Below are 20068 nucleotides of genomic sequence, written 5' to 3'. Positions count from 1 at the left end.
TTCCTGAAGAGAGGCAATCATGGCAACCATCATGGCGAACGGCCTCAACATAGCTTATGAAAGCCACGGCAACCCGGATGATCCGTGCGTGCTGCTGGTCATGGGCCTGGGCATGCAACTGATCGCCTGGCCGGCGGACTTTGTCGAAGGCATCGTCGAACAAGGTTTTCGCGTCGTGCGTTTCGATAACCGCGACAGCGGCCTGTCGAGCAAGATGGCGCAGGCGGGCAAACCGTATCTGCCGCTGGCCTACGTGAAAAACCTGCTGGGCTGGCCCCTCAAAACTTCCTACACCCTCGATGACATGGCGGACGACGCGCTGGGCTTGCTGGCGGCTCTGCGCATTGCGCAGGCGCACGTGATCGGCGTGTCGATGGGCGGCATGATCGCGCAAGTGATGGCGGCGCGCGCGCCGCTGCAAGTGCTCAGCCTGACCTCCATTATGTCGAGCAGCGGCCGGCGCGGCTTGCCCGGCCCCACGCGGGCGGCACGCAATGCGTTATTGCAACGCCCGAAACGCAATGCCAGCCGCGCCGAACTGATGGCCCATATGGCGGCCACCGTGCGCGTCATTGGCAGTCCCGCCTATCCCGTGTCGGAAAAGCTGCTATACCAGCGCATCGAAGCGGCGTTGCAGCGCGGCAGCTGCCCGGAAGGCGTGGCGCGGCAAATGGTCGCCATTGCCGCCTCGGGCGAGCGCACGGCCTTGCTGCCCAGTATCAGCTGCCCGGCGCTGGTGATCCATGGCGCGGCCGATCCCCTGATCCCCGTCGCCTGCGGCATCGATACGGCGGCGCTGATTCCGGGCGCCACGCTCGAAGTGATCGAAGGCATGGGGCACGACATGCCGCCCCAGCTGATCGAGCGCCTGCTCGCCTTGATCGATGTGCATCTGCAAGGTAAGATGGCGCCCCAGATGCGCTCCCAGCCAGCCTAGGCGCGCCCACCACTTTTGAAGGCATGGGCATTTTGAAGACACCTGAAATTGGCATCGCCATCGTGGCGCCTGGCGGTTGCGCGCCCGATGACGTGGCCGTGGCGCGCGGCATCGCCCGCCTGCAGGCGCAAGGCGCCACCGTCCACAACTACTACGACCCCGCACACAGCTTCCAGCGTTTCGGCGGCACGGATGCGGGCCGCTTGGCGCAGCTCAACGCGGCAGCCGCCGACCCCGACGTGCAGGTGGTGATCGCCTTGCGCGGCAGCTACGGCATCAGCCGCATCCTGCCCGACATCGATTTCGACCGCATGGCCGCCAGCCGCAAGCTGTTCGTCGGCTACAGCGATTTTACTGCCTTCCACATGGGCTTGATGGCGAAAACGGGCCGCGCCAGCTTTGCCGGCCCCATGATCTGCGACGATTTTACGCGCGACGAGCCCGAGCAATTTACGCTCGATCAGCTGTGGTCATGCCTGGCGGGACCCACGCACACGGTCACGGGCACGTCCGTTGGCAATCCACAGGTTGATGCGGTGGGGAAATTGTGGGGCGGCAACCTGGCCATGCTGGTCCACCTGCTCGGCACGCCGTATTTCCCCGAGATTAACGGCGGCATTCTGTTCCTGGAAGACGTCAACGAGCACCCGTACCGGGTCGAGCGCATGCTGCTGCAATTGCTGCATGCGGGCGTGTTCGAACGCCAGCATGCGGTCGTGCTCGGTGACTTTTCCGCCTATAAGCTGAGTCCGATGGACAGGGGCTACGATTTCGACGTCATGCTGGCCTACGTGCGCGAGCGCCTGCCCGTGCCCGTGCTGACGGGGCTCGAATTCGGGCACATCCGCCGGCGGGTCACCTTGCCGTTCGGCGGCCAGGCGCGGCTGCAATCGGACGCGTCCGGCTTCACCCTGCAGGTGGTTGATTACCCGACCCTGGCGCGCCCCTGAACGCCATCAACGCCATGAGCGCCAGGCCCGGCAGGTTGCTGCAGCTTGACGTGCTGCGCGGCATCGCCGTGTTTGGCATCCTGCTCGTGAATATCTGGGGCTTTGCCTGGGGCACGCTGTCCTTGCGCTACGGCACCTTGCCGGCGCAGCCGCCCGTGCTCGACCAGCTCGTCATTTTCGGCGTGGCGGCGCTGGCGCAGTTCAAGTTCTATCCCATCTTCGCTTTTTTGTTTGGCGCCGGTTTTGCCCTGCAAACACGTTCCCTGAAACGCCAGCTGGGCAGCTGGGAGCAGGCGCAAGCGGCGTACCGGCGCCGTTTGCGCTGGCTGCTCGTGTTCGGCCTGCTGCACGGTTTCTGCATCTGGAGCGGCGACGTGCTGACCTCGTATGCTGTCGCCGGCATGCTGATCCTGCCGCTGGCTGCGGCCAAACTGAGCCGCATACGCAACCGCGCCTGGCTGGTGGCGGCCGGTTTTCTGCTGTTCATGTGTTTGCTCATTCCCGTGGGGCAGCAGGGCGGCGCGCCGGACACGGCGCATGATTTGCAAAACTTCGCGGCCCGCTACGCCACCTACACGCAAGGCAGTGTGTGGGCCGTGGCCAGGCTGCGCGCCAACGATTTCCTCGTCTCCTTGCTGTACGCCGCCGTCATGCTGCCGCACATCATCGTGCTGTTCTTGCTGGGCATTTTGTCCGTGCGCTGCGGCTGGCTGACGCAGCCGCGGCGCCACGAGCGCCTGTGGCGTCGCGTGCGCTCCGTGGGGCTGGGCGTGGGCTTGCCGTTCAACCTGCTGGCGGCGGGGGCCGTCGCGTGGCAGGTGGCCGATCCGTATCAAACCGTGTTCGATACGGCCCTGTTCGAAGTGGGCCTGTTCGCCGGCGGTCCCGTGCTGGCGGCCGGTTATGTGGCGGCGCTGATGCTGGCCGGTCCCTTCATGCTGCGCTGGCTCGGTGCATGGCTGGCGCCCGTGGGCCGCATGGCGCTGAGTAATTATCTCTTGCAATCCTTGCTAGGCACCTGGCTGCTGCAGGGGCCGGGCCTGGGCTGGGGCGCCACGCTGCGTCCCGTCGAGATGCTGGGCCTGGCCATAGTGATCATGGCGGGGCAGGTGCTGCTCAGCCACTATTGGTTGCGGCACTTCCGCCAGGGGCCGATGGAAGCGCTGTGGCGCCGGCTGGCGCGCTTGCCCGGCTGAGTTAGTCGGCGCCCCAGTCGAAGGCGCCTTGCGGCGACGCCGGCGGTGGTGCCTTGGGTTTGGCGGACGGCACGAGCGGATTATCGACGGCATGCCACTCGAACAAGTCCACGTCGAGCATGCAGGTGCGCGCCAGGTGCAGCGCCTGCTCGGGCGTGAGCGCGGGGGCTAGCCAGCGGTGCGCGTCTTCCAGGCTGACGGCGACGGGGCGGCGGTCGTGGATATCGACCATGCCGCCCAGGCTGTCGGCCGTCACCAGCACGAAGCCCGCTTCCTCGCGGTTGAATTTGTACGGCCCGAACTGGGCCAGCGCCAGCAGGAACAGGCGCGCGCGGTCCTTGCGGTGGATGTGCCACGGCTGCTTGCGGCCTTTCTCGCCCGTCCATTCATACCAGCCATCGACGCAGACGATGCCGCGCCCCGCGCGCAGCAAGGGTTTCCAGTAGGCGCTTGCCAATTTTTCCAGCCGGGCATTGATGGCGATGGGGATTTTTTTCTTGCCGGGGGCGGGCACGGCTTGGGCGGCCCAGGCAGGGCGGTAGCCCCAGAAGACATCGTCGACCCGGTGCACACCATCCTGGATATGCAGCACGGGCCGGTACGTGCCGGGCGAGACGTTCAGGTGCGGCTCGGCCTCGCTGTCGAACACCGCGTCGGTCCAGCCGAAGGATGACGCCAGCACGCGCGCCGTGTCATTTTGATCGAATCGTCCACACATGCCGAAATCATACCCGATCGCCTGTAGGCGCGAGCGCGGCGTGCATCCTTTTCGTGAGTGTGATCAAACGTACAGACTGCTGGCAGCATGTGGCGCACAGTGGAACCCAGTCAGATCCCTGACGCTTTTTTTGCATCGGAGGAATTATGTCTTTTGAAAACCCCACCATCCACAAAGGCTTTATCATCAGCGCCACGGCCAGCCAGCGCCGCGATGGCCGCTGGGTCGGTTCGTACATCAGCCAGAACCAGGCGTGCGGCGCGTATGCGGATACCTGTGATTATGATGATTGCAGCAATGAAAAAGAGGCGCAGCAAATAGCCTTGTCGGTAGGCTGGCGCCTGGCCGATGGGGTGCCGGTACGCTGAAACAGCCTTAGCGCTTGCCCCGCATGGCCAGCAGCAAGCCTGCTAGCGGGAACAGCAGGACGGTGCCCAGCCGTACGGAGGTCAGCGACGCGGCCTCCACGCCCAGCACATGGGGCAAAGCCAGCAGCAACAGGGGAGCGGGCACGGCAATCGCGAAGAAAAACAGGTACCACGAATAGCCATTCTTTTTGGCCAGCAAGGCGATCAGCGCGCAGCCGACCAGGAAGACGAGCGGTAAATTCACAAATTCCATGGTGTTGATTTTTCATCCGGGAAAGCGCGTCATTATACGCGCCACCCTGGATGGCCGGATGCGCTTGCCGGCGTCAGTTGCCGACGAAATCCGGCGGCTGCGGAGCCTGTTTTCCGGCCAGCGGCCCGTCGGCCGGCAGCAGCGCCTTGATGGCGCCGTTATAGATGAGTTCCTGGGCATACGCCGATGCCTCGATCAAGGCCGCATGCACGGACTTGAAACTGCTCGGCGTTTCTATCAGCACGGGCTTGGCGTACACCTGCAGGGTATCGCCGCGCTTGCTGATCAAAATCATGCCCCGGTAGCGCCCATCCTTCTCCAGCGCCCCCGCCACATGAAATTCATAGCCCCGGATCTGGTGTTTTTGTTGCTGATCCATGTTTGCCGCCTCCAGACCTGATTGTCATGGGCCAGACCATGCCACGCGTATCGAATAGCAGAGTGTTTGATTTGTATCAATACGTCCCTTGAACGCATTCAACTAGCGTATCGACGCTTGTTGCAAGCGTAGCGAGCGGCGGCGATTTGTGGCTAAGAAGCGCAACCGTACATAAGTACGGTGAGCATCGCAGGCCGCAAAGCGCCCCGCGCAGCCGATTTTGCCAGCCGTCATCACCCAGCGCGAATGGCGCGAATCTGCTGGGCTGTTTCCTCGATCTCGCGATACGCTTCCTGAATATAGCCATGGATCGGGTGCCCATCCATCCACTCGAAATACGCGCGCTCATCGTGTTTGATGGCAAAAGGGACGTGGTGGTCGCGTATCGATTCGGCCGTTTCGCGCACCAGCGCGGCAAAAAGCAGCTCAATAGTTTCCATGATGGTCACCTTGCGAGACAGGAATGCAGAGCATTGAATGTAGCACAAAGCGCGCTGCCGTCCACGCCGGCGCTTGTGCCGTGCGCGCCCGGGCTTCAGGCCGGGTGGCCGATATGCTCGTACAAGATCACGCAGCCGATGACGATCAGTACCAGGCCGCCTACCAGTTCGGCGCGCCGGCCCGCTACCGTGCCCAGCACGCGGCCCAGCATCACGCCCAGGGTCACCATGACGAAGGTGGAAAAGCCGATGGCGGCCGCCGTGACGACGATATTGGCGCCCAGCAAGGCCAGGCCCGCACCCACGACCATGGCGTCGATGCTGGTGGCCAGGCCCGTGACGGCCAGCACCCAGAACGAGTGCGACTGGGCCGGCGCTTCTTCCTCGTCGGCGTCGGACAGGGCATTGCGTATCATCAACAGGCCGATGATGCCCAGCAGGCTGAAGGCGATCCAGTGATCCCACGCTTCCACGTAGGGCGCTGCCACGCTGCCCAGGGCCCAGCCGATGATGGGCGTGATCGCCTCGATGACGCCGAAGATCAGCCCCGTGCGCAGCGCCTCGCGCCATTGCGGCTTGTGCAGGGCTGCGCCCTTGCCGACGGCAGCCGCGAAGGCATCGGTGGACATGGCGAGGGAGAGGGCGGCGGTGGCGGCGAAATTCATCGTTGGCTTTCTGTAAAACCTGGCTGGGATGGTAGTGACAAATGACAAACCCGGCGATTTTACCCTACGTACAGCACCACGGCAGAGGCCAGCAGGCAATACGCGCCAAAGAAATGCCAGCGGCCCTGTTCCAGCCAGCGCGACAGCCAGCGCAAGGCCAGCAAGCCAGCCAGGAACGACAGCAGCATGCCCAGCAGGCTGGGGCCGAGCAAATGCAGCAGGCTGTTGCCGTGTTCCAGATGATCCAGGCTGCCATTTGCCACGGCCTGGTAGAAGCGCCAGCCTTCCTTGACCAGCACGGCCGGCGTCAGCACGACGGCGAGGGCAAAGCTGAATTCCTCGGCGCGGCGCTGCGGCACGCCCATGGCGATGCCGGCGGAAATGGTGGCGCCCGAGCGGGAAAAGCCGCGGAAGGGCAGGCACAGGCCTTGCACGGCGCCGATCACCATCGCCTTGCCGATGGACAAGGTGCCATGCTGGCGCGCCTGCAGGCGCGACGACACAATGATCAGCACGCCGGCGGCGGCCAGCGCGGCGGCCATCAGTTTCGCGTTGCCAAACAGGTGCTCGATTTCAAAACCGGGTGCATCCTTGCTCATGACATGGGTGATGCCCTTGAGCAAGCCGAAGCCGACGATGCCCGTCAGGGCCGTGGCGGCCGCGAGCAGCAGCACATTGCGTCGGAAGGCGCTGGCCGAACTGAAATAGGTGGCGCGCCAGGATGCCCAGAAATACACGATGACGGCGAACATGGTGCCGGTATGCAACATCACGAGCAGCATGGTCAGTTCGGGCGACGTGGGATCCAGCCCCATCCATTTTTCCGCCATGATGACGTGGGCGGAACTGGACACGGGCAGCAGCTCGGCGAAGCCCTGGACGATGGAAAGGATAAATAATTGCAAAAAGTTCATGGCGGACGGGACTCAGGCGGGAAAAGCAGGGCCGCCGATTTTACCCGCCCGACCCTGCGCATGAGCCCCTCACCAGATTACAGTTTGTCCATGTCTTACTGCCTGGCCGGTTCTTGCGGTTTGAACACGGCGCGGAAAGCCTTCAGGGCTGCGGGATGGTAGACCGTGCCATGGGTCTCTTCCGGCATCTTTTCCACGTGCCATTGCAAGCCGGGCGGCGCCTGCTTTTGCAGCACGTCGGACAGGCGCTGCACTTCGATGGCGATGCCCGCTTCGCTGCTGGACGCCAGGTACAGGCTGTGCTTGCCCGGCTTGCCCTTGGCCAGCAGCTCCGCCGCCTGACGCGGCAGCGCGCCCTGGTTCCACCACAGGCTGGGGTCGAAGGCCAGGTAGTGGTCGAACAGCTGCGGTTCCAGCAGGTATGTTTCCACCACGAACAGGCCCGCCAGCGATTCGCCGACAATGGCCGTCTCGCCCGTCGTGCGGTAGCGGCGTTTGACTTCCGGCATCAGTTCATCGCGGATGAAGGCCCGGTAGGCTGGCGAACCGCCCACGACGGGCGCGATCTTGCGGTCTTGCGCATTATCGGTCGGCCCCGTCAGGTCGCGCCGGCGCTGCGTGTTTTGCATGCCGACCAGCATGAACGGGCGCATCGTGCCGTTGGCTACCGACACCTGCAGCAAGCCGGCCACGTGCAGAAAGTCTTCGGCCACGCCGCCGTCCGGCATGTACAGCACGGGCAGGGGCGCGTCGGGCGGCGTATCCCAGGCGCGCGCCACATACACATTGATGTGGCGCCGTTCCTTCAGCGCCTGCGAGTCGATCGTGAAACTTTCGCCGATGACGAGCGGCGTGGCCGCGCTGGCGGCAGCGTTAGCCGTAGCGGCGGGCGCGGCAGTGGCGAGGTGGACAGAGCTGGACAGCAGCAGGGCGGCGGTGAGGTGCAGTGCAAGGCAAGAGCGGCGCATGTTTTCCCATAATAAGTAGTGGATAGATGGCATGTACGCGTATAGACATGCCATTAAGCAATTCTATCTTATCTTTGAGGCAGGCTTACTTGATCGTCAATAGCTTGCGCTCGCGCACGATTCCCGCCTTGTCGATCGTGTAGGCAACCAGCAGTGCGCCATCCTCGGCGCAGGCGTGGCAGGTGATCAGGGGCGTAGAAAATAGCACGCTCTGGCCGCCATCGGCGGTCGCTGTGCTGCCAATAAAGTCGGCGGGGGCGAACGGGACAGAGTCTGGGTGGGCGGCGGCAAACGCGCGCCAGGCCGGTGTGGCGCGGTCTTCCTCGCGCACGGAGTCCTCGTCGACGTCGATGGCGGCGCCATCGCTGCCGATCAGCAGGGTGCCTTCATTCGTGTTGGCGCGGAACGGATAGGTGACGGTGGCCAGGGCCGCCTTGCCCAGCGGGCGCCAGGCCGAGATGAAGCCCGCCTTGTTTGCCTTGACCAGCATCCTGGCGGCGGCGATGGCTTGCGGGCGGGCGCCCGAGCGCTGCATGGTGCGCAGCAGGCAGACGTCGGGCGCCGTGGGCGATTGTTCGCTGCGGCAAGCCGATAGCGAGCGCTCCTGCCACACGGCGCGCGCGTCGATGGGGCCCGTCTCCAGGGCATGGGCCGCCTGCATGGCGGCCAGGCCGCCGACGGCAAGGATGGCGCAGCCGGCTACGTGGCGGGAAAATCGTGTGGACATGGGGATGCCTTTCAAGAGCGGAAACAGGAGAGTCTCCGATTATAGGAGGGGGTTGGCGTCCTTGCCCACACGAAACGGCCTTGCTGGCGGGCGGCTTGCGCCTCGTTCAGCGCCTCTTTGCCGCCGCCTGGCGCAGGGCCTTGGCTTCCTGCTTGTTGGGAATGTGCGGCCGCGTGGCCAGCTCCGCCTTGACGGCGGCGATGGCGGCGCCGAACTGCTGTTCGGCCTGCTCGACGCTGGCGCCCGCATAATCCTGCTGATTGGATTGCGCGGCACGCAGCCGGCGCAGCAGCGCCAGCAATTGCCTGGCGTGCAGGGCAGGCAAGTCTTGCGCCAGTGCTTGCGCGACCACCGCGCCTTCCACATGGTCGGGGTCGACCAAGCGCAGCAAGGCGAGGCCCGCAGGCTGTGGTACCGGGGTCAATTTTTCCATCCAGCCATTCTAAACGAGGTCGGGATTACAGGTATTCCCAGATTTCATCGAAGGTTTCGCGGGCGAAATCGTTGCGCCAGGCTTCCGAGTTCTTTTCGCGGCTGACGGCGAACACGGCGCGCCACGTCTGCTTCGGCGAACTCGTGTAGGTGGCGGCGATCTTTTGCAGGCCTGCCTTGCATTGCTCGACCTTGCAACCGCTCTTCGCCAGTTGCTGGGCGGCAAGCGCCCATGCCACGGGCACCTTGACGACCTGGCATTCGAAGCTGACGGCAGCCGTCTGCATGCCGTTTTCCACCGTCACGGGGGCCGCCTTGGTGGCCTGGCACGCGGCGCCATTCATGGCGGCGATGACATTGGCGGCCAGCTGTTCGGCGGCCGGCGTGACGGCCGCGCGCATGGCGGCAGGGAACAGGTCGGCGATCAGCTTGCCCGTTTTTGCAGGGAATATTGCATCCGTTTCCTTCAAGCCGCTGTACGACGCATATTCGGCGCTCTGCTTGCCCGCCAGGCGCGTGGGGCGCAGGTAGGCATTGAGCTGGGCGACGCTCGCTTCATCATGGTTGATGATGGTCTTGATGTACAGGTTGGCCACGTCGACGGGCGCCAGTTCCACGGCGGTTTCCGCAGCGATGGCGGGCTGGGCCAACGCCATGGCGGCGGCCAAGGCTGCCGCCAGCAGGGCAGTGCGCGATGTTGCTACTGTTTGGTGCATGTATTTTCTCCACGATTCAATGTCAGGCGCCAAAAAATGCTTTATAGCAACTATGGCGCGCGCATTATAGATGGTAAAAGTCATAACGTTGCGCACATTAGGCGTGCGTCTTGCTGGCCGCTTCCAGCAAGGCCAGCAGCAGCTCCTTGCGCCGGCCTTGCGCCTTGCGCGCCAGGGTAGCCAGTTTTTCCAGCTTGCCCCAGATGGGATACAGCATGTGCTCGACCAGATAGCCTTCCAGCCCTTGCAGTTGCTGGCAGAACAGTTCCAGTTTCTCCACCTCTTCCAGTTCATCCTGGATCTTGACCTTTGCGTTGTCCGTGCAGGCGCGCAGGCACGCCGCCAGCACGGGGGCGGAGTCGCGCGTGACGCCATATTGCTCGGCAAAGGCCGCCGTGAACTGGTCCTGCACGGACTGGTGTTCCTCGTCGACGTAGGCCATGTAGTGCTGCACCAGCGGAAAATAACGCGCATCGAGCAGGCCCAGGCCGAACGTGGCGTAGCTGCCGGGCATGCAATTCTTTTCGCCTTCCGTGTCCGCATAGAATTCGAATTGCTCGATGGCGGCGCGCGCATACGCTTCCAGCTGCGGCTGCAGGGCGGGATAGGCGAGGGCGTTGGCAAAGAAGCGATGCGTATCGGATTTCGCCAGTCCCTTGATCGGCAGGTACTGCTTGACCTTGGACTTGAGCTTGATCTGGCAGCTTTTCGGGAAACCGTTGTTCAGCAAATGCGTGATGAAGGCCAGTGCCTGCGCATACGCCTCTTCCTCTTCCCGGGCTATCGCGATGCTGATGGTGGCAAACACATCGTTGGCGCGGCATTCCAGCTGCGCGTTTTTCAGGTGGATGGCGTCGGGCGCGAAAGCGCCGCTGCCTTCCTTGAGCATGCGCTCGGCCCGCTCGCTGCCCAGTTCGCGCGCGATTTCCAGGAATTTCAGGCCCTTCGACTTGGCGTAGCTCGGTTCATGGCGCAAGATCATCACGGCGCCATACAGCAGCAGGTCGATGGACGCCAGCGCCTGCGTGTCAAGCGCCGCGCCCGCCTTCAAGGTGTATTCGGTGCTGCGGTAGCTCGATTGCTGCACGTCATAGAACTGCGGCAGGAACTGCTTTTCCGCCCACGCCGACACGGCCTGGATGATATCGCTGCGGTGTTCGGCCAGCGCTTGCGGGCGCGACTTGTTCAGCTGCTCGATGCGCTCGAATTGGGCGATCGTCCAGGCGATATCGGGTTGGGGAAACAGGTGGGGATCGAGCAGGTGGCGCGCCAGGAAGAAGGTTTCCAGCTTTTTCGTCGGGCGGTTGCCATGCTCGAGCTTTTGCGTGACGTAGCTGTGTATGTGATCGAGCAAGCTTGTGCGCTTGCCTGCGTTGACATACTCGAGCAGGTTCAGGTGCAGCATGCCCTGCGCCGTCTGGAATTTGCCGCGAAAGCTGAAGCGGTAGTCGATCAGGGGCTTGTCGGCCAGTGTTTCCAGCTTCGCCCGCACGAGCGCTGCCAGCCGGGGCGCGATGGTGTCGCGCACGACGGCTTCGTCGAGGCGCGAAGGCGTCCTCGGTGCGACATCATCGGCCTCGGCCAGATGGAAATCGTCGGCCATGGTGCGTCCCGGCTTGTAGTCGAGCAGGAAATCGTTAAAAACGCCCATTTGCAAGGTGGTCCGCTTCACGGCGGCTTCCAGGTCGGTACGCTTGAGGCGCTCGGCAAACCACGCTTCGATTGCCGCCGTCATTTCTTGTGTTGCCTGCTCTACAAGATTGCTCATCTGTATCGTCGTCTTTCCCTGCATCGCACGTGACGGTGCCACCGGCTGCCGTCACGATCATGTTTAATATAAAGCACTATTTTAGGTGGTCGGGCCTGGCCGCAACAAGGGCCGCACGGCTGTCAGGAGGGGGCGGTGAGGAAGCGCGCGTCGATTTCGTCGGACTGCGGGCCCACGGTGATCGTGGTGTGCCAGCCCGATGGCTTGTCATTGCCATCAAACAAGGCGATGCGCGTGTGGATGAACAGGACCGAATACACGCCGGATTTCATGTCGCGGTTCAAGTCCCAGTGCATGAGTTCGATCGCTTCGCCCATGCGCGGCAGATGGGCGCCCGGCGGCAGCAGAATGTTCTGGTTGATGAATTCCCGGCTGGGGCCCGGTTCCTTGTGGCGCGGATCGATGTAGCGGAACGAGACGCTGGTAACGATGTTGCTCATGCATGGCTCCTGCCTGGTGATGTACCTGACGACAATAGCACAGGGGGAGGCCCGGGACGTGCGCCGCACGGCCCCAAGGCAGGCGCGCGGTTGAATATGTACGGTAACAGACGGTAGTTGACGAGCCGTCGCGCTACGCTTGCTTGTTATTGATCATTGAGATTGCCGTACACGTCATGATGCATTTATTCCTAGCAGAAAACCGCGCCGAGCTTGAGCGTCGTTGTTCGGCGATTCCGTCAGTCAGATGGTGCCGGGGGCCAGCGGACCATACGCACAGCGGGATGCCAGCCCATGCCCTATGAAATCCTGCGCGACAGCATCGCGCTCGAGCCGGCGGGCGATGCCATTCGCTTCCATTTGTCCGTCTTCGGGGCGGAAAAGACCTGCCGCATCACCGTGACGGCCTTGCACAGCCTGGACCAGGAGCAGGGCGGCAACTTGCTGGACATCTTCGACAGCCACCGCCTGCGCATCGGCCAGCGCGCCTTCGCTTACCTGAGCCGCGATCTGCTGGTCAGCAGCGTGGTCTTGCGCGCACTTGATTTTTAGTTACTATTTCTTCTGCCTGCACCCGTGTCCTGGCCAGCTATGGTATTTCCGCACAGATCGTCAAGTAAATGCAGGTATGGCTGGACGGAAATGTTACATCTCGGTATTCTGCGCATCTGATACTTATTTCTATACAGAAAAAGGTAAGAGGGCGGTTCGGGCCGGCGGCATCGCGGCGCGCACTGCCACGCAAGGTCAGGCATGCAAAGGTGAAGTCGTCCGCTTGCTGAGCGAAACGGTCATGTTTCGGCTCGCGGCGGGCAGGGAACAGTGCTGTCATCTTTAAAATAGTAGGAGAGGTTGCTCATGGATGCAGAAAAGGATGTTGTGTACGGTACAGAAGATTTGTTGATGAGTTTGTGCAACTCGGTGGTTCGGGTGCTCAACGTGGCAACACAAAGCAAGGTCAATTATTCGGGCATGGTGCAGCGCATCACCAAGACGGGCCTCAAGCCCGACATCGGCTGCTTCGTGATGTTCGATGGCGGTTTCACGGGCCTGGTGGTGCTCAATTTCGCCGCCGATACGGCGATGGAAATCTACGAGCGCTACATGTTGCACATGGGTATGCCGAAGTCGGAGCTGGCCAGCTTCTACACGTCGGACGAAGTGTCGAACATCATGGGCGAACTGATGAACCAGATCGTCGGCGACTTCACGGGCAAGGTGCGGCGCGAGCTGCAAACGAACATCACCCAGAGCCAGCCGAAGATGCTGGTGCTGAACAAGCAGGTGATGCTCAGCGTCGACACGCCGCTGGACCGCCCGGAAATGCGCCGCGTCACTTTCTATACGGAAAAGAATAATATTTTCTATCTGGAACTGGCGATCGACCGTACCGAGTTCATCAAGCTGCACGATTTCGATTCGCGCGAAATCGACGCCGATTCGCTGATGGATAGCGAGTATGCGAACCGCGAACGCGACGCCGCCCCGGCGCCTGCGGCGGAACCGGAAGACGACGACAACGCCGACCTGCTCAAATCGCTGGGCATGTAAGCAGCGGTATCGGAGAGCGGCTGGCGGCCGGTTTGCCGCCGGCCGCTGCCGTTGACAGCCTACAAGGTCTTGCTCATGAAGATACGGCTCGTGCCTTCGGGACTGCAGGCGATGTCGCCGAAGCGGCGCCAGCCGCGGCGCTCGTAAAATTCGGGCGCCTGGAAACTGATGGTGTACAGTACCGCCGAGGCGCAGCCGCGCCGGCGGCCTTCCTCCTCGAACTGCGCCAGTACCTGGCTGCCCAGTCCCAGCCCCCGCAAGGCGGCGGGCAAATAAAACAAATCGAGAAACAGCAGGCCCAGCGAGGTCCGGCCCATGGCGCCGCCCAGTACGCGCTGGCTGTCGCGGTCGCGCACGACCACGCTCAACACCTGCCTGTCCTGGTATCCCGTGATCGCATCGTTGTAGGCGTTCAAGCCGTCGAGGATGGTTTGCTCGACCTCCGCATCGATCGTGGCGCTGACGGAAATGGTGTAGGGCAAGGCGTGCTGCTGGTTGGCGGGCATGGCGGGCAGGAAAATAGCTGATAACTGTATGAATATACAGTATTTTGGCTAGTTTTGCCCATCTGGTTGCGGCAACGTCAATGTTTCCATGCGGCGCATGCCCACCATGCCGCTGTGCTGGCTGTCATCGAGCGACCAGTATTCGAGCGCATACGCATAGCTGCCATCAATGATGGTCAGCGATTCCTTCTGGCGGCCGTTGGGCGCCTTGTAATACAGGCGCCGCGCGGGCCGGCCATCGACAGTGTGCCTGAACGCCTGCGGGTTGAGGGAGGCGCGCTTGCCCGCCTTGCCCGCCATCGACATCGCCGTGATCGTCACGTAAGCGCGGTCCGGGCAGCGGGCCAGCAGGTGGGCGCCGCTCAGCACGGTGGGCTGCGTTTGATCGAGCGGCAAGCCGAACGGATGCGCGCCGGCGATATCGTGGCACCCCATCTGCTGCGCCAAGGTACTCAGCACGGCCGGATCGAGCGCGCTGGCATAGTGTTTTTCGGCGGTTTGCGCCTGGCCCAGCGCCAGGCGGCGCTCCAGTTCGGCCAGCGAGATATCGCTGGGCACGGGCAGTGGCGCGGGGGCGCCGGGGTCGGCCGCGCTGGACGTTTCCGCCTGCATGCGCGAGGCAACGGAGTGGCTGCTCCCGGCTGTGCCATCGAGGCCGTGGGCCAATGGCGTGGCGCAGGCCAGGGCCATTGCCAGCGATAAAGCCGTATGTTTCAGCATGAAATTTCCTGCAATCCGAGGCAAAATGACACGCATTGTGTCTCAGATCGCCTGCGCATGCGCGTTCCTTTCCTTTAACGTGCGGCCATCGCCGACGCAATCTCGATCGAACTCAGTTTCCAGCCCCACACGCCATGGCGCTGCAGGACCAGTGCGCCGTCCTGCGCATTGCCGTCTTGTGCGCGCACGACGAAGGTGTTCAGGCCGGCATAGCCTGCGGAATACGCGGCTTTTTTCCGGGCGCCATCGGCGGGCGCGTCCGCGTCGCCTGCGGCTCCCGCTTGCGGGCTGACGGCGCTCTTGTTGACCAGCGCGACGACACCTGCGGGCGAGACCATGGCATCGACCATCTTGCCCAGCATGGCGCCGGCGATCGACTGGCCCAGCGCGGCCAGCGGGTTATCGCTGCCGGCGGTCGCCGCGATGCTGCGCGCCATGCTCGCTTCGAGCTGGGTCTTGACGCTGGCGCGCAGGGCGGGGAAGTCCACGTGTCCGGCCAGGGCCTCGGCATTGCGCTCGGCCAGGGCGGTCTTGATCTGGTGCAAGGTGTAATACGGCGCAGCGTAGGCGGTGGCGGCGACGGCAATGACGGCCACGGCTGCGGCGATGGTGATTTTTTTCAAGTGAAGCCTGTGAGATGGAGGGGTGGAAACGGATGCCCCGCAGCGTATCCGTTAAATTAAAATACGGCAATCATATTTTCTTGCCATTATTTCTCCGCATGTGCTCCGGTCGCCCTCGGCGGACCGCTATAGAGTGATGAGGGTGGGTGCTGTATAATGGGAGAAAAGTATTTAACTAGCTGTTTTAACTGAATAAAGACCCAATATCACATGCTCTCTACAGCAAATATTACGATGCAGTTTGGCGCCAAGCCATTGTTTGAGAATATCTCCGTCAAGTTCGGCGACGGCAACCGCTATGGCTTGATCGGTGCCAACGGCTGCGGCAAGTCGACGTTCATGAAAATCCTGGGCGGCGACCTGGACCCGTCGGGCGGCAACGTCATGCTCGACACCAACGAGCGCCTGGGCAAGCTGCGCCAGGACCAGTTCGCGTTTGAAGACATGCGCGTGCTCGACGTCGTCATGATGGGCCACACGGAAATGTGGGCCGCCATCCAGCAACGCGACGCGATCTACGCGAACCCGGAAGCGACGGACGACGACTACATGCAAGCCGCTGAGCTGGAAGGCAAAGTGTCCGAATACGACGGCTACACGGCCGAATCGCGCGCCGGTGAACTGCTGCTGGGCGCCGGTGTCGCCATCGACCTGCATCAAGGCCCGATGAGCAATGTCTCGCCAGGCTGGAAGCTGCGCGTGCTGCTGGCGCAGGCGCTGTTCTCGAATCCGGACATCCTGCTGCTCGACGAGCCGACGAATAACCTGGATATCAACACGATCCGCTGGCTGGAAGACGTGCTCAACGAGCGCAACTCCACCATGATCATCATTTCCCATGATCGCCACTTCCTGAACCAGGTCTGCACCCACGTGGCCGACATGGATTACGGCACCCTGAAGATTTATCCGGGCAACTACGACGAATACATGTTCGCCTCGACCCAGGCGCGCAACCAGCAGCTGGCCAACAACGCGAAAGCGAAAGACAAGGTTGCGGAACTGCAGGAATTCGTGCGCCGCTTCGCCGCCAACAAATCGAAGGCCCGCCAGGCGACGTCGCGCGCCAAGCAGATCGAAAAGATCAAGGTCGACGACATCAAGCCATCGTCGCGCGCCTACCCGTTCGTGCGCTTCGACGGCGAAAAGAAATTGCACCGTCTGGCCGTGGAAGTCGAGAACATCTCGAAAGGTTTTGATCGCCAGCTGTTCAAGAACTTCAGCATCATGGTCGAAGCGGGCGAGCGCATCGCCATCATCGGCGCCAATGGCGCCGGCAAGACCACCATGCTGCGCTGCATCGCGGGCGACATCGCCGGCCTGCAGCCTGACCAGGGCCGCGTGAAGTGGGCGGAAAACGCCAACGTCGGCTACATGCCGCAAGACCCGACGGAAGATTTCGCCAAAGACACGAACCTGACCGACTGGATCGGCCAGTGGACGAAAGAGGGCGACGACGACCAGGCCGTGCGTTCCATCCTGGGCCGCTTGCTGTTCGGCGGCGACGATGTGAAAAAGGCCGTCAAGGTACTGTCCGGCGGTGAAAAGGGCCGCATGATGTACGGCAAGCTGATGCTGGGCCGCCACAACGTGCTGATGCTCGATGAGCCGACCAACCACATGGACATGGAATCGATCGAATCCTTGAACATCGCGCTGGAAAAATACGCGGGCACCCTGATCTTCGTGTCGCATGACCGCGAATTCGTGTCCTCGCTGGCCAACCGCATCATCGAAATCAAGGAAGATGAAGTGGTCGATTACCGCGGCAATTACGAGGATTACCTCAAGAGCCAGGGTATCGATTAATTTGTACGCTCACGTTGGGTCGGATTACGCGCTGTGCGCTAATCCGACCTACGCTAGTAGGCAGGCCATGTAGGTCGGATTAGCGTAGCGTAATCCGACAATGCCGGCCAGCTGTACCATCGGCCAGCACCACACCGACGCGCCGCGGTTCATTCGTTCCGGCGCACCTGCTTCATTGCAATCGTGCCGGTCTATCCCGTTTTTGTTTGACACAGCCATGCAAACTTTAGCCATCAAATCCGTCGAGTACGAACATCCACAAGACGGAGCCAGCTGCACTGCCCACGCCTGGGCACGCACGCCAGCGACGCCGTCCCCGGCTGAAAAAGCCGAACTGATCACGCGCATCAAGCGCTTGCTGATCGAGCGCGAAGCCGTGCTCGTTGCCCACTATTACGTAGATGCCGACCTGCAAGACCTGGCCGAAGCCACGGGCGGCTGCGTCTCCGACTCGCTGGAAATGGCCCGCTTCGGGCGCGACCATCCGGCCAAGACCCTCGTCGTGGCCGGCGTGCGCTTCATGGGTGAAACGGCGAAAATCCTCAGTCCCGAGAAAACCGTCCTGATGCCCGACCTCGACGCGACTTGCTCGCTCGACCTCGGCTGCCCGGTCGATGAATTCACGGCCTTCTGCGATGCCCATCCGGACCGCACGGTCGTCGTTTACGCCAACACCAGCGCGGCCGTCAAGGCGCGCGCGGACTGGATGGTGACGTCGTCGATCGGCCTCGACATCGTTGCCCACCTGCATGCGCAGGGCAAGAAAATCCTGTGGGCGCCCGACAAGCACCTGGGTTCCTACATCCAGAAAGAAACGGGCGCCGACATGCTGCTGTGGCAAGGCAGCTGCCTCGTGCATGACGAATTCAAGGGCATCGAACTCGATTTGCTCAAGGAAGAGTATCCGCAAGCCAAGGTGCTCGTGCATCCGGAGTCGCCCGCCAACGTGGTGGCCCTGGCCGACATGGTGGGCTCGACGTCGCAAATGATTGCGGCAGCGCAAACCATGGACACGGACACGTTCATTGTCGCCACCGACAACGGCATCCTGCACAAGATGCGCGCGGCCGCGCCAGGTAAACGCTTCATCGAAGCGCCCACGGCCGGCAACAGCGCCACCTGTAAAAGCTGCGCGCATTGCCCGTGGATGGCCATGAACGGCTTGCTGAACCTGGCGCAAACGCTGGAAAACATGCACAACGAAATCCACGTCGATCCCGCCGTCGGGCAGCTGGCCGTGCGTTCGATCAATCGCATGCTCGACTTCGCCGCCGCCAAGAAGGCGGGCCTCAAGCCGGGCGCGGACCTGGCAAAAGAAACCACATTGTTCCAAGGAATCGGTCCAGCATGAGTACCCTCGTTAATTCTTTCGCTCCCTTCGATCCGGCCCTGGCGCGCGCGTTCGAGGGCAATCTGCTGGCCGCCTTGCTGGAAGACGTGGGCCAGTGCGACCTGACGGGCGAGCTCGTGCCGCCCGACCACATCGTCACGGCCCGTGTCATCGTGCGCGAAGCGGCCGTGCTGTGCGGTGCGCCATGGTTCGAAGGCATCATGAAAAGCCTGGACCGCAGCATCGACATCGTTTGGCATTACGCTGAAGGCGACATGATGACGGCCGACAGCGTCGTCTGCACGATTGAAGCGCCGGCGCGCGCCCTGCTCACGGCCGAGCGCAGCGCCCTCAATTTCCTGCAGCTGCTGTCGGCTGTGGCCACGGCCACGCGCCGGTATGTCGATGTGATCGCCGGCACCAAGGCGTCCATCCTGGACACGCGCAAGACCTTGCCGGGCCTGCGCCTGGCGCAAAAGTATGCGGTGCGCGTGGGCGGCGGCAAGAACCAGCGCCTGGCCCTGTACGACGGCATCTTGATCAAGGAAAACCATATCGCGGCCGCCGGCGGCGTCAGCCAGGCACTGGAAAACGCGCGCAACCTCGATGCGGGCGTGCCCGTGCAGATCGAGGTGGAAACCCTGGCGCAATTGCAGGAAGCCTTGGACGCGGGCGCCGTCTCCGTCTTGCTCGATAACTTCAGCAACGACATGATGCGCGAGGCCGTGGCCCTCACCAACGGCCGCGCCTTGCTCGAAGCGTCGGGCGGCATTAACTTCGACACCGTGCGCGCCATCGCCGAAACGGGCGTGGACCGCATCTCGATCGGCAGCCTGACGAAGGACGTGCGGGCCACCGATTACTCTTTGCGCATCGTCGGCTGATGAGAAGAGCGGGGCGGCGCCTGCTGGCCTTGGCGCTGCTGTGGCCGGCGTTTGCCGTGCCTTTGCCGGCGCCGGCGCGCGAGCTGCTGGCCGTGGGTGCGCAGTTCGAGCGCGTGTTCGAATATCAGGACAGCGGCGAATACGGCGGCCTGGGCGCGGAACTGCTGCGCGTGATGGCGGCGCGCACGGGTAACACCGTGCGTTTTCGCATGGTGCCGTGGGCGCGCGCGCAAGCCATGCTGGTGCAGGGCCAGGCCGATATCCTGATCGGTCCCTACAAGACGCCCGAGCGCATCGCCAGCATGGCGTTTTCCGACAAGCCTTTCTACCAGGACCAGATGGTCTTTTATACGCGCCAGGACGCCAGTTTCGGCTGGGATGGCGATTACGCTGCGCTGAAGAACCGCAGGGTGGTGCTGCTCAATGGCTGGGCCTATGGCGCGGACTGGGAGCGCGTGCGGCCCGGCCTGCAGGTCAGCGTGGCCAACAATGTGGAAAATGGCTTGAAGATGCTGGTGCACAGCCACGTCGACGTGTTCATCAGCAACCGCCGCAATACCGACCCCGTCATCGCCCGTCTCGGCTATGGCCGCCAGGTGAAACCGCTGCCCAGAATCATCGAACTGCAAAACGGCTATTTTGCCTATCCACGCTCACCCGCTTTCGACAGGTTGCGGCTGCAGTTCGACCAGGAACTGAATAACCTGATCGAGACGGGCGAATTGAAACGAATGGGCAAGCGCTACGACGTCAGCATACCCTGACGCTGGCTAT

At 62.7% G+C, this 20068-nt stretch carries 25 protein-coding genes; 10 read left to right on the top strand and 15 right to left on the bottom strand.

The window, feature by feature from the left end; genetic code table 11:
* Positions 1-19: 19 nt before the first annotated feature.
* The 3 genes from JAB4_RS16880 to JAB4_RS16870 are packed head-to-tail and all read left to right on the top strand — an operon-like array spanning position 20 to position 3083.
* Positions 20-937 (top strand): alpha/beta hydrolase, encoded by a 918-nt coding sequence (locus JAB4_RS16880; protein WP_070218402.1) that lies wholly within the window; start codon positions 20-22, stop codon positions 935-937.
* Positions 938-969: 32 nt separating this feature from the next.
* Positions 970-1887 carry a muramoyltetrapeptide carboxypeptidase gene (gene ldcA / locus JAB4_RS16875; protein ID WP_070218548.1) on the top strand — a complete coding sequence of 306 codons (918 nt, stop codon included), beginning with the start codon at positions 970-972 and terminating at the stop codon, positions 1885-1887.
* Positions 1888-1901: 14 nt separating this feature from the next.
* Entirely contained in the window at positions 1902-3083 is a 1182-nt protein-coding gene (locus tag JAB4_RS16870; RefSeq protein ID WP_070218401.1) for a DUF418 domain-containing protein, read from the top strand.
* Position 3084: 1 nt separating this feature from the next.
* Here the strand turns inward: JAB4_RS16870 and JAB4_RS16865 are convergent, their stop codons facing one another.
* Positions 3085-3801: an SOS response-associated peptidase family protein gene (locus JAB4_RS16865; protein ID WP_070218400.1), complete on the bottom strand. Its 717-nt coding sequence runs from the start codon at positions 3799-3801 to the stop codon at positions 3085-3087.
* A 146-nt stretch (positions 3802-3947) separates the two neighbouring features.
* On the opposite strand from JAB4_RS16865, the gene JAB4_RS16860 reads away from it, so the two are divergent.
* On the top strand, positions 3948-4169 hold the full coding sequence (locus JAB4_RS16860; protein WP_070218399.1) for a hypothetical protein: 222 nt from the start codon (positions 3948-3950) through the stop codon (positions 4167-4169).
* 7 nt (positions 4170-4176) lie between these two features.
* Here the strand turns inward: JAB4_RS16860 and JAB4_RS16855 are convergent, their stop codons facing one another.
* From JAB4_RS16855 to JAB4_RS16805, 11 genes are all read right to left on the bottom strand, one after another.
* Positions 4177-4422: a hypothetical protein gene (locus JAB4_RS16855; RefSeq protein WP_070218398.1), complete on the bottom strand. Its 246-nt coding sequence runs from the start codon at positions 4420-4422 to the stop codon at positions 4177-4179.
* 73 nt (positions 4423-4495) lie between these two features.
* Complete coding sequence (locus JAB4_RS16850; RefSeq protein WP_070218397.1) at positions 4496-4801, bottom strand: hypothetical protein; 306 nt, start codon at positions 4799-4801, stop codon at positions 4496-4498.
* 233 nt (positions 4802-5034) lie between these two features.
* Positions 5035-5241 (bottom strand): hypothetical protein, encoded by a 207-nt coding sequence (locus JAB4_RS16845; protein ID WP_070300249.1) that lies wholly within the window; start codon positions 5239-5241, stop codon positions 5035-5037.
* A gap of 95 nt (positions 5242-5336) precedes the next feature.
* Positions 5337-5906 carry a manganese efflux pump MntP gene (gene mntP / locus JAB4_RS16840; RefSeq protein WP_070218395.1) on the bottom strand — a complete coding sequence of 190 codons (570 nt, stop codon included), beginning with the start codon at positions 5904-5906 and terminating at the stop codon, positions 5337-5339.
* Positions 5907-5965: 59 nt separating this feature from the next.
* Entirely contained in the window at positions 5966-6820 is an 855-nt protein-coding gene (locus tag JAB4_RS16835; protein ID WP_070218394.1) for an undecaprenyl-diphosphate phosphatase, read from the bottom strand.
* Positions 6821-6915: 95 nt separating this feature from the next.
* Positions 6916-7788, bottom strand: a complete 873-nt coding sequence (locus JAB4_RS16830) for an alpha/beta hydrolase-fold protein (RefSeq protein ID WP_083287207.1) — start codon at positions 7786-7788, stop codon at positions 6916-6918.
* A gap of 85 nt (positions 7789-7873) precedes the next feature.
* Positions 7874-8515 (bottom strand): hypothetical protein, encoded by a 642-nt coding sequence (locus JAB4_RS16825; protein WP_070218393.1) that lies wholly within the window; start codon positions 8513-8515, stop codon positions 7874-7876.
* 106 nt (positions 8516-8621) lie between these two features.
* Positions 8622-8948 carry a hypothetical protein gene (locus JAB4_RS16820; RefSeq protein ID WP_070218392.1) on the bottom strand — a complete coding sequence of 109 codons (327 nt, stop codon included), beginning with the start codon at positions 8946-8948 and terminating at the stop codon, positions 8622-8624.
* 25 nt (positions 8949-8973) lie between these two features.
* Positions 8974-9663, bottom strand: a complete 690-nt coding sequence (locus JAB4_RS16815) for a hypothetical protein (RefSeq protein WP_070218391.1) — start codon at positions 9661-9663, stop codon at positions 8974-8976.
* A gap of 97 nt (positions 9664-9760) precedes the next feature.
* Positions 9761-11431, bottom strand: a complete 1671-nt coding sequence (locus JAB4_RS16810) for a DUF6138 family protein (protein ID WP_070218390.1) — start codon at positions 11429-11431, stop codon at positions 9761-9763.
* A 122-nt stretch (positions 11432-11553) separates the two neighbouring features.
* A complete protein-coding gene (locus JAB4_RS16805; RefSeq protein ID WP_070218389.1) occupies positions 11554-11871 on the bottom strand; it encodes a hypothetical protein in 318 nt (105 codons plus the stop codon).
* Positions 11872-12165: 294 nt separating this feature from the next.
* On the opposite strand from JAB4_RS16805, the gene JAB4_RS16800 reads away from it, so the two are divergent.
* Positions 12166-12423 carry a DUF1488 family protein gene (locus JAB4_RS16800; RefSeq protein ID WP_070218388.1) on the top strand — a complete coding sequence of 86 codons (258 nt, stop codon included), beginning with the start codon at positions 12166-12168 and terminating at the stop codon, positions 12421-12423.
* A 306-nt stretch (positions 12424-12729) separates the two neighbouring features.
* On the top strand, positions 12730-13422 hold the full coding sequence (locus JAB4_RS16795; RefSeq protein ID WP_070218387.1) for a DUF3334 family protein: 693 nt from the start codon (positions 12730-12732) through the stop codon (positions 13420-13422).
* Between the two features lie 59 nt (positions 13423-13481).
* Here the strand turns inward: JAB4_RS16795 and JAB4_RS16790 are convergent, their stop codons facing one another.
* From JAB4_RS16790 to JAB4_RS16780, 3 genes are all read right to left on the bottom strand, one after another.
* Positions 13482-13928 (bottom strand): GNAT family N-acetyltransferase, encoded by a 447-nt coding sequence (locus JAB4_RS16790; RefSeq protein ID WP_070218386.1) that lies wholly within the window; start codon positions 13926-13928, stop codon positions 13482-13484.
* A gap of 48 nt (positions 13929-13976) precedes the next feature.
* Positions 13977-14648 carry a hypothetical protein gene (locus JAB4_RS16785; protein WP_070218385.1) on the bottom strand — a complete coding sequence of 224 codons (672 nt, stop codon included), beginning with the start codon at positions 14646-14648 and terminating at the stop codon, positions 13977-13979.
* Between the two features lie 74 nt (positions 14649-14722).
* Complete coding sequence (locus JAB4_RS16780; protein WP_070218384.1) at positions 14723-15271, bottom strand: DUF2939 domain-containing protein; 549 nt, start codon at positions 15269-15271, stop codon at positions 14723-14725.
* Positions 15272-15481: 210 nt separating this feature from the next.
* Between JAB4_RS16780 and JAB4_RS16775 the strand changes: the two genes are divergently transcribed.
* The 4 genes from JAB4_RS16775 to JAB4_RS16760 all read left to right on the top strand — a co-directional run bounded on the left by JAB4_RS16775 (position 15482) and on the right by JAB4_RS16760 (position 20058).
* Entirely contained in the window at positions 15482-17080 is a 1599-nt protein-coding gene (locus JAB4_RS16775) for an ABC-F family ATPase (RefSeq protein ID WP_034756044.1), read from the top strand.
* Positions 17081-17297: 217 nt separating this feature from the next.
* Positions 17298-18431, top strand: coding sequence for a quinolinate synthase NadA (nadA, locus tag JAB4_RS16770; protein WP_070218383.1), 1134 nt, complete (start codon positions 17298-17300; stop codon positions 18429-18431).
* On the top strand, positions 18428-19294 hold the full coding sequence (gene nadC, locus JAB4_RS16765) for a carboxylating nicotinate-nucleotide diphosphorylase (RefSeq protein ID WP_070218382.1): 867 nt from the start codon (positions 18428-18430) through the stop codon (positions 19292-19294). Before nadA ends, nadC begins: the two co-directional genes overlap by 4 nt.
* Positions 19294-20058, top strand: coding sequence for a transporter substrate-binding domain-containing protein (locus JAB4_RS16760; RefSeq protein ID WP_070218381.1), 765 nt, complete (start codon positions 19294-19296; stop codon positions 20056-20058). Before nadC ends, JAB4_RS16760 begins: the two co-directional genes overlap by 1 nt.
* Positions 20059-20068 lie beyond the last annotated feature (10 nt).

The organism is Janthinobacterium sp. HH102 (assembly GCF_001758625.2).
GTDB lineage: Bacteria > Pseudomonadota > Gammaproteobacteria > Burkholderiales > Burkholderiaceae_D > Janthinobacterium.
Note: the sequence above shows the minus strand (reverse complement) of the source record. Positions and strands in the feature narration are given on the sequence as shown.

What these genes read in the sequence shown, in the direction of transcription:
- JAB4_RS16880 (WP_070218402.1), top strand. Translation starts at nt 20, where the DNA reads ATGGCAACCATCATGGCGAACGGCCTCAACATAGCTTATGAAAGCCAC.
- JAB4_RS16870 (WP_070218401.1), top strand. Translation starts at nt 1,902, where the DNA reads ATGAGCGCCAGGCCCGGCAGGTTGCTGCAGCTTGACGTGCTGCGCGGC.
- JAB4_RS16865 (WP_070218400.1), bottom strand. Translation starts at nt 3,801, where the DNA reads ATGTGTGGACGATTCGATCAAAATGACACGGCGCGCGTGCTGGCGTCA.
- JAB4_RS16860 (WP_070218399.1), top strand. Translation starts at nt 3,948, where the DNA reads ATGTCTTTTGAAAACCCCACCATCCACAAAGGCTTTATCATCAGCGCC.
- JAB4_RS16855 (WP_070218398.1), bottom strand. Translation starts at nt 4,422, where the DNA reads ATGGAATTTGTGAATTTACCGCTCGTCTTCCTGGTCGGCTGCGCGCTG.
- JAB4_RS16850 (WP_070218397.1), bottom strand. Translation starts at nt 4,801, where the DNA reads ATGGATCAGCAACAAAAACACCAGATCCGGGGCTATGAATTTCATGTG.
- JAB4_RS16845 (WP_070300249.1), bottom strand. Translation starts at nt 5,241, where the DNA reads ATGGAAACTATTGAGCTGCTTTTTGCCGCGCTGGTGCGCGAAACGGCC.
- mntP (WP_070218395.1), bottom strand. Translation starts at nt 5,906, where the DNA reads ATGAATTTCGCCGCCACCGCCGCCCTCTCCCTCGCCATGTCCACCGAT.
- JAB4_RS16835 (WP_070218394.1), bottom strand. Translation starts at nt 6,820, where the DNA reads ATGAACTTTTTGCAATTATTTATCCTTTCCATCGTCCAGGGCTTCGCC.
- JAB4_RS16830 (WP_083287207.1), bottom strand. Translation starts at nt 7,788, where the DNA reads ATGCGCCGCTCTTGCCTTGCACTGCACCTCACCGCCGCCCTGCTGCTG.
- JAB4_RS16825 (WP_070218393.1), bottom strand. Translation starts at nt 8,515, where the DNA reads ATGTCCACACGATTTTCCCGCCACGTAGCCGGCTGCGCCATCCTTGCC.
- JAB4_RS16820 (WP_070218392.1), bottom strand. Translation starts at nt 8,948, where the DNA reads ATGGAAAAATTGACCCCGGTACCACAGCCTGCGGGCCTCGCCTTGCTG.
- JAB4_RS16815 (WP_070218391.1), bottom strand. Translation starts at nt 9,663, where the DNA reads ATGCACCAAACAGTAGCAACATCGCGCACTGCCCTGCTGGCGGCAGCC.
- JAB4_RS16810 (WP_070218390.1), bottom strand. Translation starts at nt 11,431, where the DNA reads ATGAGCAATCTTGTAGAGCAGGCAACACAAGAAATGACGGCGGCAATC.
- JAB4_RS16805 (WP_070218389.1), bottom strand. Translation starts at nt 11,871, where the DNA reads ATGAGCAACATCGTTACCAGCGTCTCGTTCCGCTACATCGATCCGCGC.
- JAB4_RS16800 (WP_070218388.1), top strand. Translation starts at nt 12,166, where the DNA reads ATGCCCTATGAAATCCTGCGCGACAGCATCGCGCTCGAGCCGGCGGGC.
- JAB4_RS16795 (WP_070218387.1), top strand. Translation starts at nt 12,730, where the DNA reads ATGGATGCAGAAAAGGATGTTGTGTACGGTACAGAAGATTTGTTGATG.
- JAB4_RS16790 (WP_070218386.1), bottom strand. Translation starts at nt 13,928, where the DNA reads ATGCCCGCCAACCAGCAGCACGCCTTGCCCTACACCATTTCCGTCAGC.
- JAB4_RS16785 (WP_070218385.1), bottom strand. Translation starts at nt 14,648, where the DNA reads ATGCTGAAACATACGGCTTTATCGCTGGCAATGGCCCTGGCCTGCGCC.
- JAB4_RS16775 (WP_034756044.1), top strand. Translation starts at nt 15,482, where the DNA reads ATGCTCTCTACAGCAAATATTACGATGCAGTTTGGCGCCAAGCCATTG.
- nadA (WP_070218383.1), top strand. Translation starts at nt 17,298, where the DNA reads ATGCAAACTTTAGCCATCAAATCCGTCGAGTACGAACATCCACAAGAC.
- nadC (WP_070218382.1), top strand. Translation starts at nt 18,428, where the DNA reads ATGAGTACCCTCGTTAATTCTTTCGCTCCCTTCGATCCGGCCCTGGCG.
- JAB4_RS16760 (WP_070218381.1), top strand. Translation starts at nt 19,294, where the DNA reads ATGAGAAGAGCGGGGCGGCGCCTGCTGGCCTTGGCGCTGCTGTGGCCG.